Source organism: Mucilaginibacter inviolabilis, assembly GCF_011089895.1.
Taxonomy (GTDB): Bacteria; Bacteroidota; Bacteroidia; order Sphingobacteriales; family Sphingobacteriaceae; genus Mucilaginibacter; species Mucilaginibacter inviolabilis.
In genome coordinates this window covers 3809441-3825067 of sequence record NZ_JAANAT010000001.1, presented here as the reverse complement: position 1 = coordinate 3825067, position 15627 = coordinate 3809441, and the positions used below count along the sequence as shown (strand labels likewise).

11 protein-coding genes are annotated in these 15627 nt (G+C 40.5%); 4 read left to right on the top strand and 7 right to left on the bottom strand.

From position 1 onward, the window contains the following. Window positions 1–95: 95 nt before the first annotated feature. Both G7092_RS15830 and G7092_RS15825 read right to left on the bottom strand, forming a co-directional pair. Complete coding sequence (locus tag G7092_RS15830) at window positions 96–689, bottom strand: penicillin-binding protein activator LpoB (RefSeq protein ID WP_166090775.1); 594 nt, start codon at window positions 687–689, stop codon at window positions 96–98. A gap of 49 nt (window positions 690–738) precedes the next feature. Continuing rightward, the gene (locus G7092_RS15825) at window positions 739–1173 is read right to left on the bottom strand and encodes a hypothetical protein (protein WP_166090774.1); all 435 of its coding nucleotides are present in this window, start codon (window positions 1171–1173) and stop codon (window positions 739–741) included. 501 nt (window positions 1174–1674) lie between these two features. Between G7092_RS15825 and G7092_RS15820 the strand changes: the two genes are divergently transcribed. Beyond that, window positions 1675–2286: an FMN-dependent NADH-azoreductase gene (locus G7092_RS15820; protein WP_166090772.1), complete on the top strand. Its 612-nt coding sequence runs from the start codon at window positions 1675–1677 to the stop codon at window positions 2284–2286. Window positions 2287–2757: 471 nt separating this feature from the next. Here the strand turns inward: G7092_RS15820 and G7092_RS15815 are convergent, their stop codons facing one another. Next, window positions 2758–5709, bottom strand: a complete 2952-nt coding sequence (locus tag G7092_RS15815; RefSeq protein WP_166090770.1) for an endopygalactorunase — start codon at window positions 5707–5709, stop codon at window positions 2758–2760. A 284-nt stretch (window positions 5710–5993) separates the two neighbouring features. Between G7092_RS15815 and G7092_RS15810 the strand changes: the two genes are divergently transcribed. Then, a complete protein-coding gene (locus G7092_RS15810; protein ID WP_166090769.1) occupies window positions 5994–8432 on the top strand; it encodes an outer membrane beta-barrel family protein in 2439 nt (812 codons plus the stop codon). A gap of 83 nt (window positions 8433–8515) precedes the next feature. Here G7092_RS15810 and G7092_RS15805 read toward each other — a convergent pair whose 3' ends face one another. The 3 genes from G7092_RS15805 to G7092_RS15795 form a co-directional block, all read right to left on the bottom strand. Continuing rightward, a complete protein-coding gene (locus tag G7092_RS15805) occupies window positions 8516–9076 on the bottom strand; it encodes a DapH/DapD/GlmU-related protein (RefSeq protein WP_166090768.1) in 561 nt (186 codons plus the stop codon). A gap of 156 nt (window positions 9077–9232) precedes the next feature. After that, window positions 9233–10018: a LytR/AlgR family response regulator transcription factor gene (locus G7092_RS15800; protein ID WP_166090767.1), complete on the bottom strand. Its 786-nt coding sequence runs from the start codon at window positions 10016–10018 to the stop codon at window positions 9233–9235. 488 nt (window positions 10019–10506) lie between these two features. Beyond that, entirely contained in the window at window positions 10507–10692 is a 186-nt protein-coding gene (locus G7092_RS15795; protein ID WP_166090766.1) for a hypothetical protein, read from the bottom strand. 376 nt (window positions 10693–11068) lie between these two features. Here G7092_RS15795 and G7092_RS15790 point away from each other — a divergent pair, with 376 nt between their 5' ends. Next, window positions 11069–11887, top strand: coding sequence for a sensor histidine kinase (locus G7092_RS15790; RefSeq protein ID WP_166090765.1), 819 nt, complete (start codon window positions 11069–11071; stop codon window positions 11885–11887). Then, window positions 11859–12584 carry a LytR/AlgR family response regulator transcription factor gene (locus tag G7092_RS15785; RefSeq protein ID WP_166090764.1) on the top strand — a complete coding sequence of 242 codons (726 nt, stop codon included), beginning with the start codon at window positions 11859–11861 and terminating at the stop codon, window positions 12582–12584. Before G7092_RS15790 ends, G7092_RS15785 begins: the two co-directional genes overlap by 29 nt. A gap of 10 nt (window positions 12585–12594) precedes the next feature. Here G7092_RS15785 and G7092_RS15780 read toward each other — a convergent pair whose 3' ends face one another. Next, window positions 12595–15627: a lantibiotic dehydratase gene (locus G7092_RS15780; protein ID WP_166090763.1), complete on the bottom strand. Its 3033-nt coding sequence runs from the start codon at window positions 15625–15627 to the stop codon at window positions 12595–12597.

Genomic DNA, 15627 nt, shown 5'->3' with positions numbered 1-15627 from the left:
GCTAGTATCAAGTATCAAGTATTTTTTACATGATATTTGGTACTAGCAAAAAGATGAGGAATCTTGATACTTGATACTAGCTACTTGATACCGATTTAGTTTTTTACGTATTTGGCTATTTTCTTTTCGCCTATCCAAACTACTTCATTGGTTTGGATGTTGGTCAGTTCCAGGTTAACCTGGTAGTAAACTACTTTTTGGCGTTTGTGCGCGTCAACAATAGAGTTGATAGAACCTTGCAATATATAATCGGCACCGTTTTCCAAACCAAATTTTTTCATGCTCGAAACGGTAGCATTGGTTTGCTGATCTTCTTTTTCGGCACGTAACTCATCACGCTTTTTGCCGCCTTGTACCAAACGTACCTTTTGGGTTTGTATAAATGCGGTTTCCACATCTTTTACAAATGTTTCGGCATCAATATGTTCGTGGCTTTTGTTTTGAACAAAGCCTACAATAACTACCGGTCTTTTGCCCTGGTGTTCTTCCAGGTGGGTATTTATCCAGGCGGCATTTAGTATTTTATCGGTTAAGTCGGCTGCTACTAATCTGGAGTCGCTGTTGTTCCAGTTACCGCTGATATCAATGGTTTCGTCTGTACTAACACGTGTTACTTGTCTGGAGCAAGAAGCTACCAACATTCCTGAAACTGCAAGGGCAGCAATTGCTATAATTTTGTTGAATTTCATGTGTATTGTTCGGGGTTTTATATAATAAGAGTGTATTTTGAGTAAATTGTTACCAGCCAAATCCTATACCAACGCTGGTACGTCCGCCCCAGCGGCCGCCGTAGCCACCGCCCCAACGGTTACCCCAGCCACCGCCCCAGCCGCTATTCCAACCCCAATTGCTGTAAGGATAAGAGTAACCACCATAAACGCTCCATGACGGGCTATAATCATAACCGTTCATCCGTTCTTCATGGCGCCATTCGCGATTTTGACGGCGGCGTTCCATTCTGGCTTCGTACCAATCGTAAGCTTTATAGGTGTTTTGAACAGTAGTACCGTGCAGGCTGTTCAGGCTGTCGGCCCCACGCATATATTTATACTGACTTTCCAGATATCTTGGATTTTGATCAGGTTCTAAGGCGGTTGTTTGTTGGGCGCGTACTACGCTGCTGTAAAAACTACCTATCAGTAAGCTGGCAATGATAATTAATTTCCTTTGCATGACTTTAAATTTGATGTAGCAAAAATAAGTAAAAACAAATATTATGTACCTACACAAAGTTGACGTACAGTCATTTATTTAACGTTTTTTAACTATTACGATCATATATGAATAAATAAAAAAGCTGGTCTGCCATTTTGGTAAGATAAGCTATTTTTCATCAGACTTGAATTTTGGGAAATGGATTAATGGGGTTTGTAAATAAAATTTAGTTTGAAACGCCTGGTTATCGACTCACCCCGACGTCGCTGCGCTTGTCACCCCTCTCTCCGTTTTGCGCATAGAGGGGATTTTACTTTTTCTTTACCCTCTTTTCGCCGCAGGCGAAGAGAGGGTGGTCTAGCGAAGCGTAGACCAGGTGAGTCAATTACGCCCCATGCTATTTCACCGTGCTTCCATCTTGTTTGTCACTATACTAAAGGATACTACTATCCTTTAGTATACTAGTATCTTTTTAATAGCAATGGTAAATACCTTTGACTAAACAAAAAATAAAAACAAATGAAAAAGATACTGAATATTATTTCGAGTGTTCAAGGGAACGAATCCTTCAGCAACAAACTATCCGGAGCCATATTAGAAAAACTGGCCGCAGCTTATCCTGGCAGCACCGTGCATACACGTGATTTAACCAAAAAGCCATTTCCGCATTTAGAAGAATCACATTTCACCGCGTTTTATACACCTGATGAAGCACGTACAGAAGAACATCGCGAAGCCGTTAAACACTCTGATGCCGCTATAAACGAAATTAAGGATGCCGACATTATTGTAATTGGTGTCCCTTTGTATAATCTTGGTATCCCTTCTACGCTAAAATCATGGATAGATCATATTGTTAGGCGTGGTGTTACTTTTAGTTATACAGAGGCGGGAGTATTGGAAGGACTTGTAAAAAACAAAAAAGTTTACCTGGCTATCGCTTCTGGTGGGGTGTACTCCGAAGGACCTATGAAAAGCTATGATTTTACCGAATCGTATCTGAGAACTATTTTTGGTCTTATTGGCATAACTGATATTACAACTTTTAGGGTAGAGGGACATTTTAAAGCCGAAACCAAAGAAACCGCGCTGCCCAAGGCTTTGGGTGCTGTTGAGGAGTATGCTTATTAATAGGCATTTGCTAACACTTACGAAGTTTTTAAAACTTCGTAAGTGTTTAAGCCCGAAAGAAATGGTACGGTGATAACACCTACCATAGGCTAATGGATGAAACGCGATGTCGACTCACCCCGACATCGCTACGCTCTTCACCCCTCTCTTCGCCTACGGCGGAAAGAGGGGTTTTTAATTTTTTTTGACCCTCTATGCGGCGAAGCCGGAGAGAGGGTGGTCCAGCGAAGCGTAGACCGGGTGAGTCGGCTATGCGTTATTCCTTTTTGTTCCCTTCGGTTTAAGTCTGATATATTTCGCGCCGTTGTTGGTGTTGTCACCAACATTGGCGAAGAGAAACCCCTTCCTCCCCTTCCCGAGGGAAGGAATCACACAAGGCCCGGCTTTTAAAAGTTTTAACGGTGTGCAGACTTACGAAGTTTTCAAAACTTCGTAAGTGTTTTGGTTCGTTTTGAGATCGATACCGAGGCTTTATTTATCGATCCCGTCTACTTTTGCCGATGCGTTTCCCCAGGTATCATGATAATACACGGAGTTGGATACCTGTACGTTTTGCGCTTTTTTTGTGCCGATTACTATAGGATTATCCAGTGCCTTTACCGCTTTGATATGGCTGATCCGGGCATCAATTACATCATCAAAAAACAGCGCATAGCGGCTGTCGCGTTTCTCGTAATTAAACGTGCAGTTGTTGACTGAGATATCTTTCACGTGCCTGGCCCAGAGCCCATATGACGGTTGTATTTTAAGATCGGCGGCATTGTACTGCCCTACGCCAAGCTCGGCCGGAACGGCGGTGGTATCGGTTATCGGGTTGCCACCTTTTACCAGGAAGTTGATATCGTCAAAAACAACATTTTTTATATAGCCGGTATGTAAGCCGTTGGGGAGTTTAAAATCCAATCCGCCGGTAACATCGGCATTATCGGGCAGCTTGTAGCCCGCAATAATGGGCGAGGCTTTGCGCTGGGTGCCATCATAAGGTTTCCAGCGTTTACCGCTGTAGGAGCTGCCGCTGTAAACCTCGTATACATCCAGTGCTTTTAGGTTAATGTTTTCTACCTGGCCTATGTTTACGTTTTTAACCAGCAGTTCATCATGCTTTTTGCCATTTTCGGTAAATACATATCTGCCTGCCTCGGCACCAATAATACGGCCGCGGTTGGAGATGGATATAAAAAACGGTGTCATGGCCCGGTACATTTTGGAGCGCTCACGAATAGGACCTGTACGACCGCTGTTGAGGTAAATATCTTTTACATGGCCGCCATCGTTGGTAGATATAGAAAAACCTGCCTTGTTCGCGCCCAGTACATAAATATTATCTACGTAAACCTGGGTAATATCGTCGGCGGTTTCGGAGCCTAACTGGATAAGGTTGCAATTGGTATCGCCAATAATATTACGCACCAGGTAATTACTGGCAGGCCGGGTAAAGCCCAGCGAACAATCGGAGCCCGGTTTTACCACATCATCAGAACTTACCCTGGAAAATATATTAGTGACCTTTACATTATTGCACTCCATAAAATCATACACATCGCGCACGTTGGTTTGATTGTTTTTGCAGATGTAGGTATCATGTATGTTGATGCCATCGGTACCGGTAGCCAGCAAGGCGAAATGCCCGGAGCGATCAAGTTTGAGCATATTGTCACTATCGAAATTTTTAGCACCGTTAGCGCCAATGTAATAGGGTTCATCCTTGGTTTCATCATACCACAGATCTTCGGGGTGATAGATACCGCCGATCTCGACATGGGTACACAGCTTGAGTGAAAACATTTTATCGCAGCGATTATCGGGTAGGTTTTTCATCACGCCGTCGCCGTTAACCAGGTTGCCGTTACCGTTGATCTGGCCATTGCCTATAATTTTCACATTGTCCAGTCGTTCGCCAAAGAACATGGCGTTTTTAAAATAATGATGACCCACGTCCTGTTTGGTCATATAGTTTTCGGGGTCGGTATAGGGGCCGGCATCGGTAGGCGAAAGTCCCGAGCGGTATTTACGATCGCTGAACCAGGTTGATTCCGGGGCGTCGCCGCCCTTGAGCGCTTTGATGATGGCATCTTTTTCGAGGTACAGGAAAACATTGCTCAGAAGGTGAACGGTACGCACCATATAAGTGCCCGGGGTGAATAACAAGGTTCCGCCGCCTAATTGATTGAGGTAAGCTATAGCCTTATTGATATTTTCGGTATCATCGGTACCGCTGCCGGTAACACCAAAGGATTTGATATCCATTTTGCCCGAGTAAAACGAAACAGGGTTGGAATAGCCTTTTTGCGTGCCATCTTTAATGCTGAGCCTAAAGGTGTACAGTTTATTGGGAGCCAGACCCGAAACCGAGGCGGTGGCCTTTTGGAGGTCGATTTTGGCTGATGCTGCCGACCAGGTTTTGCCCTTATCCACAGATTGCATTAATTGCAGGCCGGATGCGTTACCGCCTTGTCCCCACTTGAAATGGGCTGTTGTGTATAAGGTGGGTGTTTCCCGGTAGCTCATGGCGGTATCGGGGATCCGCATAAAATCCGAGATGGTGCGGGTGGCGGTTAGTGCAGCTGTTTCGGGGCCTGTGCCGGGGCTGGTCAATACCTCGGGTTTGGAGGTACTGTATGATGCCTTGAATTGGTACCTGCCCGTTTTTTTAAGATTTACCCCGCTGATCCTGATCTTCAGATCGGCACCGTTTGCGGGCCGCAGATCGAGGTGGCTGAAGGTGATAACAGATCCTGCACCAGACGAAGTGGAAATAGCTGCTTCGCCAACCTTGGAGTAGGAATATCTGGTACCTACCCTTCCGATGGATTGTGTGGCGAGGCCACTTAATTTTACCTCGCCCCGGCCAATCACATTTACCGTGGTATTATCCATGGTAACAGGAATGCCTGCGGGGACGTAAATTTTAACGGTAGCATCCGAACTGCGTTGCCCCGCTGTAAAATACAGTATCAGGTCATGGTTGGTGTTGGCAGTTATGGTGGTATTATCTAAAGTGAGTTGCCCGCTAAGCGCCATGGGTTTAACAGCGATGTGGTAGGTTTTGGTCGATATCCCTTTCGAAGAGCTTACCACCAGTTTATCTCCGGTGTTGATATCTCCGGTAGTTTTTGGGGTGCCATCTTTATCGGTAATGGTATATTGTTGAATAGAACCATCGACAGAAACCAGCTGCCTGAGCAGATCACCTATACTCGCCTTGGTGGAAACCAGGCCCTGGTCTTCGGGTGTATCTACCGTAAACAGGTTGGTAGAGCCGCTAATGAGTATCAGGGAATCGTTAGTTATGCGGGCAATGTTTTTGGCGTTTTTACCAAAAGTAATGCGGGTGCCCATGGCTTTCGTTTGACCATAGGTTGTTATAGCCCGAATAGCGAAACACAAAAAGAGTGCAAGTTTTATTACAGATTGCCTGGTCATATCATGATATTCAAGGGAGAACGGGAGACCAACCGGTGAAGATCAGCCTGTACAAATAAATAGGAAATTACAACATAGTGCCTATAAGTTTCTGACTAACTATTCATCTATTTTGACATTTACCCACTCCTGGTTTCCGATTAAACTCGTCATAAACAAATAGGATATATATCGAAACTATAGGTTAGTTCATCGAAAAAATTAAGCGGTGGATTTTCTTTAAACTAAATTAGGAAGAAATGAGACTTTACAATAAAGTTTAAAATATCATAACAAAGCTACTTATGAACAAACGGCTAATCAGGTTGCTCACATTATTTATTGCATTGCTTGAATTTACTTCGATAACTCTGAAAGCCCAGGGTAATTTAACATTAACCGGTTCCGTTGTTGATAACTCCAATAATACCCCGGTTGAACTGGCCACCGTAAAACTGATTAGTACCGAAGATCCTAATAATATCAAATCACTCCAAACAGATTCGGCCGGTAAGTTTACCATCAAAGGGCTTAATAAAGGGAAGTATAGCATTAATGTATCCTACCTGGGCTATAAAATGTTGGATAAGGCCGGTATTGAGCTTACCGGTTCCACAACCGTATATAATATAGGTGTATTAAGACTTTTACCCAATTTAAATCAATTGGGCGAAGTACAGGTAAAGGCCGAAAAACAGTTGGTTTCTAATAAACCCGGCAAAATGGAGATTAATGCGCAAAGCAAGATCTTCGCATCGTCAAATACAGCTTTTGATGTTTTGCAAAAAGCGCCGGGTGTGGCTTTGCTCAACGGATCGTTCAAAATAAACGGTAATGTGGAGCCCGATATTTTGTTGAATGGCCGAAGAACACCTTTAAGCATGGAGGAGTTAAAATCGATCCCGTATGATAATATTGAAAAAATTGAGATCATCAGTAATCCCAATTCCTCATATGAGGGGGATAGAAAAGCCATCATCAATATCTTACTCAAAAACAAAGTAAAGGAAACCGGCTACAATACATCGCTGTATACAGAATATGCCCGCAACAAATACAACCAGTTTAACTTTGGCGGCGACTTTAGCTTTAAGCAGAAAAAATATACCATTACCGCGTCGGCAGGCAGGATATGGACCCCGGCTTTTACCGACATTACCGGTAACCGTTATTATGAGCAGGATGGGCAGAACTATCTGCTCAACACCAAATCGTTCATTAAAAATAAACCTACTTTGTTATATTATAATGCAGGTTTGGAGTACTATATAGATACTGCTAATACCTTTGGCGTGTATTACAGGGGTACTAATACTAAAATTACCCAGGAGCCCAACAGCGCTTCAAAAACATTTTTAGGTAACACCGCAGATGATAGTCAACTGGTTAGTCTGATTAACACTACAGGTTTAACCAAAACCGATGCTACAAACTCCACCTATACGGTTAATTATGAGCACATTTTTAACAAAGGCACCAAGTTTAGTTTAGAGTCAAACCTGGGGCGTTATGATCTTACCCAAAATCAAAATACCATCAGTTCAAATGTAAATACACCCACCAATACCTCGGGAATTATTAACGATGCCAAATCAACCATCGATCTGTTTAATATTAATGCCGATTTCTCGACAGCGCTGTCAAAAGCCGTAACCTTGCAAATAGGTGGTAAGTTTAATAATAGTACCACCAAAGATGGCCTGGTAAGCGACTCTGTAAAAAACAATGCGGTTATTAATGCCGCAGGCCAAACCAATAACTTTAAATACGACGAAAAAATTTACGCCTATTATTTTAATTTAGATTACGACTTTGGTTTTGCCACGCTGGAAGTTGGCACCAGGGTGGAGGATACGCGCTCAGTAGGTACCGCAGTTATAGCATCGCAAAGCTTTACAAAAAACTATACCAATGTTTTACCGGGTGCCCAGTTGTATAAAAAATGGGGTTCGGGCCAAACACTTACCCTTTCATATGCCAAAAAAATAAGCAGGCCCAGCTATCGCGATCTGAATCCGTTTGTATTTATTATCGATCCCTACACCTATGTAAGCGGTAATCCTTTTTTAAATCCAAGTACGTACAATAACTTTAAGGTAGAGTATTCCATCCATTCCGTTAATATGTCATTGAGTTACCGGACCCAGAAAAATATTATCACCCAGTTACCGGTGTTAAATTCCGAAACCAACATTTTAACCTACTCGCCGCTTAACCTGGATAAAAAAAGAAACATTTCATTCGATCTGAATTTTCCATTAAAGGTGGCCAGCTGGTGGACCCTCGAAAACTCCAGTACCGTATTGCATGATCATTATGAATCGCAACTGGCCGGAAGTTCATTTACACGGAATAAAATAAACTTTACCAATAATTTTGTGAGCACGTTTACCATTAGTACAGGTTTTTATTTTAACACGGCTTTCTTTTATACCTCACCATCGGTATTTAACTTTTACCAGGTTAATGCCCTCAGCTCGCTTGATTTTGGGTTGAAAAAAGAACTCCTGAAAAAGAAATTGACTATAGATGTTAACTATTACGATGTTTATCGCGGCCGTAAAGATGTTTTAACGGTGAACTATTTAAATCTGCATAATTCTTTATCTCAGTTTACCAACACCCGATACTTTAATTTCAGGATTACCTATTCGTTCGGTAACCAATCTATCAATGGCAACCTGAAAAATGAACCGAAAGCTACCGAAGAAGGCGACCGGGTTAAGAATGGTTTGAATCAATAGGTTTACTTAAAGACCAGGGATCATCAGAAAATGTAGTCGCATTTTCGTTTGAATTTTTGCTCACTACTTTTGGCAGATGTACCTTATTCGTCGCCAATGGAGCGAATAACCCGGGCCGGATTTCCGCCGACAAGGGTATTTGGGGGAACGTTCCTGGTAACTACAGCGCCTGCAGCCACAACCGAGTTTTCTCCTATTGTTACTCCGCCTATAATTATTGCGCCGGCCGCAATCCAGACGTTTCGCTCAATAACGATGGGCTTGCCAATGGTGACCTTGCGGCGTTGCGATGGTTCAAGTGAATGCCCTGTGGTGATGATGCTTACGTTAGGCCCAATCATCACATCGTCTCCTATGCAAAGGCCGCCAAGGTCATATAGCGTGCAGTTTTGATTAATGAAGACATTATGCCCCACACAGATTTCGTCGCCACCGGCAGTATAAAATGGAGGGATCAGTAAAAAACTATCGTCAACCTTTTTACCAATCAGTTCGCTGAATAGGGCCCGGATCTCGTCCGCATCGTTAAACGTTAGTTGATTAAGCTTGGCAGTGATCGCCATTGCCCGTTTTACGTTTGCTGACATCGCTGCTGATTCCGGCGTCCTGTTGTAAATCATCCTGGTACTGTCCTTATCCGGCATAAATTATGAGTTTAACATGCCAAAGATAAGGCCTTGAATAAAATTTTATAAACAGAAATGCCCCTGGTGTAAAGTACCAGGGGCGTCTTTTATAAAGTAGGTTTGATTGGGGCGTAGTAAAATTTCTTCGCTTAAGCTATAAAAATGTAAGACAACTTAGTTAAACAGCAACTGTTTCACAGCATCTTTATAGTTTACACCGATAGGTAAAGAATTATTTAAGCTGGTTTCAATGGTATTGCCTTTAACACAAATGATAAACGATTTATTAATGATAAAAGATCGGTTTACCCGTATAAAGCTGCTGTTGCCCAGGAGCTCTTCGGTTTTGGTCATGGTTAAGTTAACCACGTAATTGATTTTAGCCAGGTGTATTTTTACATAATCCCTTAACCCTTCAACGTATACAATTTCTGAAGTATTCAGGTTCATCATTTTCTTGTCAACCTTAACCCATATAAACCGCTCCTCTTTTGATAAAGGCTTTGTAGCTGTTCTGGTGTTGAGGTCTGCCAGCAAGTTATTACGTTTAGGCGCTAATTCTTTGACGCTTAATTCGCTGTTTAAATTATAATGCCTTTGCTTAACCTTACATATAGCTTTAATAAAGCGCTGGTAATCAAATGGCTTTAACAAAAAGTCGGTTACATCAAGTTCAAAACCGTTAAAGGCATATTGCTGGTGGGCAGACGTCAGGATGATCTGGGGCTTCTGTGATGTTAACCCGCTGATCAGTTCCAGCCCAGACATCATCGGGAGGTTTACATCCACTATAATAATATCCGGTTTTTTGATATAGATCAGATCCAATGCCTCAATAGCTGTTCGGCAAACCGTTAACAGGTGGAGGAACGGGATACGGGAAATATACTGTTTTAATGTAGACGCATCTGTCTCGTCATTTTCAACAATAATAACAGATAGTTGACAAGAATTATTCATAATCCAAGTATTATGATATCAAATAATTAATAATTTGCTAAAATTAAGGGCATATATTTATTGAAATAAAACTTTTAGCTCTATCTTATTTTTTCTTAGTTGCCATAAATTCTTATAATTTAAGCAGATATTAATCTGTAAATTATAATTTCAATTTATGATTGATATATTTGTTTTAGCCGCATTAAATAAACAAGTTAGCTGTAAGTTTTTTTTAAATAATTACTGCTAGCTTTTAGTGATAAAAAATATATATTTATATCAAAGCATTAAAAGCGGCCATTATTTAAATACCCCTTTAATTAACTTAATAATATATAGTATAAGCCCAAACAATGAATGGCCGATATCAGACAGGTAGCTTTAAGAACTGTCAATCTGTTCCGATTTTCATTAATTGCTGTATTATTAGTTAGTATGAATTAACCATATATCGTTCTTTTCCTTTTATTCTAAGCGGTTTAATTTAATCATTAATCGGCAGTAGCTTATATTCTTAAGCCATTGGGTACCTTGTGGAAACCAATAGTTTGAAAAGAAGTTATCGTGGCTGTTGACGACGTTGTTGTTGTTTCGGTTTGTGTTACGTTTAGATGTAGGGCCTTGGAATCTGATTGAAATTTGAAAACTGTTTCAATTTCAAAAATTGCTTTTAAGGAGTGAGACTTTTTCATAGGTTCTTTTTTTATTTAAGTTAGAGTAAAGTGTAAATAATATGAAATTTATTGTGCAAACAGATTTAAATGGATGGTAAACAACTTTAAACGCATGGTGAATAATACCCATGGTATTCACGTTTTTTGGCACTTGATTTTTTGGGGCTCATTTATTGTATACGAACTTTCGGTATTATTAATATTGTCTTCGGGCTCAATCCCGTTGATTGATCAAATAGTTCACTACCCCCTTAACATTGCATTGTTTTATTATAATGCGATGGTTTTGCTCAAAAATTTTTCTGAAAAGAAACATAATTGGTTCGTCTCATTTTTGATTTTACTTCCATTAGAGATACTTATTTATTTAGCGCTTAATTACGGCTTAAATTACATGTTGGAAAATTGGTTCCACATCAAAGTTTTAAGATCAATCCACCTGCCTTATCTCTTTTTTGTAGCCAGTATATGGCGCGCCATTTATTTTATTGGCCTGAGCACTTGTTACTGGTTTGCCTTATACAGTGTATACAATAAAAGGAAAATACTTCAGCTTGAAAATGAACGGATGAAATCTGAAAGCAGGAAGATATTGCTTGAAAAAGACCTGCTGGCTACGCATAACAGTTTACTCAGGGCGCAAATTAACCCGCACCTGCTATTTAACACCTTAAATTATATTTATAATACGGTGTATAAAAGCTCGGAAGAAGCGGCAGAGGTTATTATGCTTTTATCAGAGATAACCCATTATTCATTTAAATCAACAGGCAGTAATGAAACGGTTAGTTTAAAAGATGAAATAGTGGCGATAGAAAACCTGATTAAACTTAACCAAATACGGTTTAATAATAAGCTTTGTATCGAGCTAATATTAAAGGGCGATTTTGAGGGGATAAAAATAATTCCGCTGGTGCTGCTCACTTTTGTTGAAAATATATTTAAATACGCTAACTTATCAGATCGTGATTTTCCGGTACAAATTTATGTTGGATTAGATAACGGAAGCCTTAGCTTTTATACCATCAATAAAATAGGGAAAACTCATTCCATGCCTCATAATAATAGCAAATTAGGATTGGTGAACGTAAAAAACAGGTTAGAAAATCAGTACAAACGCCAATATGATTTAACTATCAATAACAGGGATGGTATATTCTCAATAGACCTAAACATAAACTTACATGAACACAATAAAGTGCTTTATAATTGATGATGAATCACATGCTGTTGATTTACTTAAAGATTATATAGCTAATACACCTGACCTAACTTTATTAGGAACATCCAATAGCCCCATGGAAGGTTTGGCTGCTGTACGGAATAACAAACCCGATATTCTTTTTCTGGATATAGATATGCCTATGCTTAATGGCCTGGAATTATCAACCCTGCTCGACCCTCAGATTAAAATAATATTTGTTACCGGTTACGCCAACCATGCTGTGGAAGCTTTTGAAAAAAACGCACTCGATTTTTTGCTTAAACCAATCTCATACCCCCGGTTTTTAACCTGTATTAAAAAAGTGATGGGGAGCATGGTCGAGAAAGATAGCGTAAAAACAGGCGAACAGGAACAAGGCTTTTTCTATATAAAAAGCGACTTTGGTAAAATAGTAAAGATTGATCATGAAAGCATCGTTTACATAGAAGCCAGCAATAATTTTATTACCATTTTTTTAAACGATACCGATTATAAAGCCTACATAACCCTAAAAGATATAGAATTACACTTACCCGAAAGCAGTTTTAGCCGCATCCATAAATCATTTATCGTTAATACCAATAAAATTAAATTTATAAACGGCAACCAGATTTTTTTGGCTAACAAAAAAGTACTCCAATTAGGAGCAACCTACCGCGACCTGTTTTTTAAAAAATTAGATCTGAGTATTTTGAAAAAGCGTTGATTTCGCATTTTTAAAGCCGGGCTTTTATCGATAGTTTATATTTTAACATGCAGTAGTAAATAATATACTCCTGCTCCCGCTCATCTTCGGTAAATAAACGGTTAAAGTGCATGTGGATCATATCGGCAAGCAGTGCAATCCGGCGTTCGGCAGTGAAATGGAGGGCTGCGTTGGCTACCTGGGCCGCCTGGTGTAAAAAGCTCCTGTGGTATTTATCAAGCCTGAGTGTTTTAAAGAAATGAGGGTCATTAAACAACGATTGAATTTCGGGTTTTAATTCCCGGTATTTCATATCCAGATCAACTTTTAAAGCTTTATTGCCCGAAAATTCCTGATAGAAATTATCCGCTACTAACTGTAAAAAAGATATTTGATCGGTTACGGATGGTATAAATAACCTCATTAGTTGGTCAATATCTATAATCGCCAGACTATAATTGGCGTAAACCGGCAACCGGTTTTTTATGAAGTGAACTACCAGCTTGCTACTCGTATTAAAAAACTCTTCAACAAGCGCTATCATATCAGCACCATATCGCTCTATTTCCCGGGTATAAGTATCGGTTTGTAATTTTTTAATTTCATGGCTTTGCAGGCTAATGGCCAACTGCTTGTTCAATTTGATCATCACCCGACCAATATCAGCCGGATTTACTTTTAACCGGAGCCGCAGGTGATAACCCGATTCCAGGTAACGGATGAAGAACCAGGAGTTTACCTCTTTTTTTTCCAAAGCAGCCATAAGCGGTAAAATTTGATCGGATAATAGATGATCGGCTACCTGAGGGCTGCAATAAATTTTAAAATAAAGCCACTCAGTCCCAGTTGCAAACTCCCTTTTAATTTTTTTATCAGATACGTGCTGCGGACTAAACTTTAAGGGGTAAACTCTATTGGTTTGATACAGAAAAGTGATAAACTGGTTAACCATCGGTTTCCCTGCTATTACTACTTTAGATTGGGATGATTGGGGTAAAAAATATTCCTGCAGCTTAACCTGTTGGGCACCAGCTATGCAGTTTAATAATAGCGATACTTCTTCTTTTTTGCCGAGGTCAAAAACAAGCTGCTGATCGGCCCTGGTTAAACAGATCAAATCGGGCAGGTTAATTTGCCGTTTTATCTCCAGTATTTTATCTAAGCCTTCTTTTTCGGTTGCCTTATTCAGATAGTCAATATCGCTGGTTGCTAAATACCATTTAGCTGTACTCAGGATAACGTTTCCCATGCTTACTCTCGGATAAAATTTTAAGCCCGGGAAAAAATATTCGAGGTCGAAAGTTAAATTATTTTGAGTGCCCTGGTATTGAAGATCGCACAAAAATTTAAAAATGCTTAAATGATTATGTGCATAATTATAGGCCGAACTTAGTCTGGGCTGTACAACTTTTTTCAACGAAACAGATTCCAGTACTACCTCATCATTTACTACTGATACCAACAGATCAGATAGCGCAATCTGTTGAGATATTGGTTGTGCAGGGACAGAGTTGATAGGGATTTCATACTGATAAACCGGGTACCGCCGGTTGATATTATCGGTATGAGTATCTGATAGTATCCCGATATCGGCAAAAATTATATCCGGATTGGCCTGTTCCTCGATTTGAGCAATCTGCCTGCCGAGGTCTAATATGCTATCATTAAACAAGGTAAAACGCCCAATGATGGATGTACCCGAGCAGCCTCCTGCATTTTCGATAAAGATCTGGTCACCAAACTCCCGGAACATCACCATCATCGATGGCGGTAACGGGTGTGGAGGTTGATCAAGCTTACTTAAATGAGCGGGGCTTAATTTGATGGGCTCAAAGGTGCCGCGGTTGGTATTGTTTGTCCAAAGCTGAAATAGTAACTGGTGAACCATGGTCCATTCCATTACCGGAGAGCTCTTAGTGGTTGGGCTAAATTTAACTTTGCTCAGGAGTGGCCCCTTGTCAGAGCCCGAAGCACCTCCATATACAATACCTGTATCCGGATCGATGGTCAGGAGCAGCGGCACTTTTTGCCTGTCGAACCGGGTTTTAAACTCCGTTATAAAATCCTTAAGGTTTTGTGGTGAAGCATATGGAACTAAAACCCGCAAGGCTGTTATAGCCATCGAAATCTGTTCCTGGTACTTTATATGTAAACTCCCACTCAGCTTTTTTCGCTCCAGATTTGAATAAAAATTCAGACTGCTTTTTTTTGTACAATCGGCTGTTAGTTGTTTTATTTCATCGTCAAACTCCTGTAACACTTCTTGCGCAAAGGGTTTTGCTGCATTTAGTTTTTTATATAAAGTATTTAATTGAAGCGAAAGCGGATTGGCCGCTGCAGAAGATGTATTTATTAACCGGTACAAATAATCCTCACCCATTAGATTGGGTTCCAGTTGTGTAGTTAAAATCTGACTGGCAAGCAGCCTGTTTAAAAACTCTGTCGCTTCTGTATCCTGAAAACCCCAGCTGGTGATAAGGGATAACAGATGAGCTTCGGGTAATGGCCCTTTTTTAAACAGCTTAACAATGCTGTCAATAAAGTTATTCGCCTTAATGGAATCGAGGGTAAAAGATAGCGCCGATACTCCTTCCTGGTGCGTGGTCTTTACAAACCGGTAAGTTCTTTTTAAACGATAAATGGTTGGATTTAAAGATAATTGCCTGGAATAGGGGTTATTCTTTAATAGTTTTTTGGCTAATAGTAAGGATATCTCCAGGTCTAAAAGCAGATGAACGTGGTCGTGTGTTTTATCTTTCAGCAGGATTTGGTCATCCTGCCCCCAATCCACAACCGTGGACGAAGCAAAACAGCCAAAAGGTGTAGGCCTGAAACAGGTGCGGTTGATATATTTTTTGATGCTTAATAATTCCTTGTCATTAAAAGCGCTGATATCAAAATGTTTATGGAGCAATACCTGATGTAATGCCGGGTTAGCGAGGTAAATAGCATACTGAAACTGCGGGTCGCTGACAATACCCTGTACATTATCTGCCTGATAACGTTCAAAACTAAATAAGGGGATCCGCAATATAAGGTCGGGGATAAACTGATAATCGGCCAT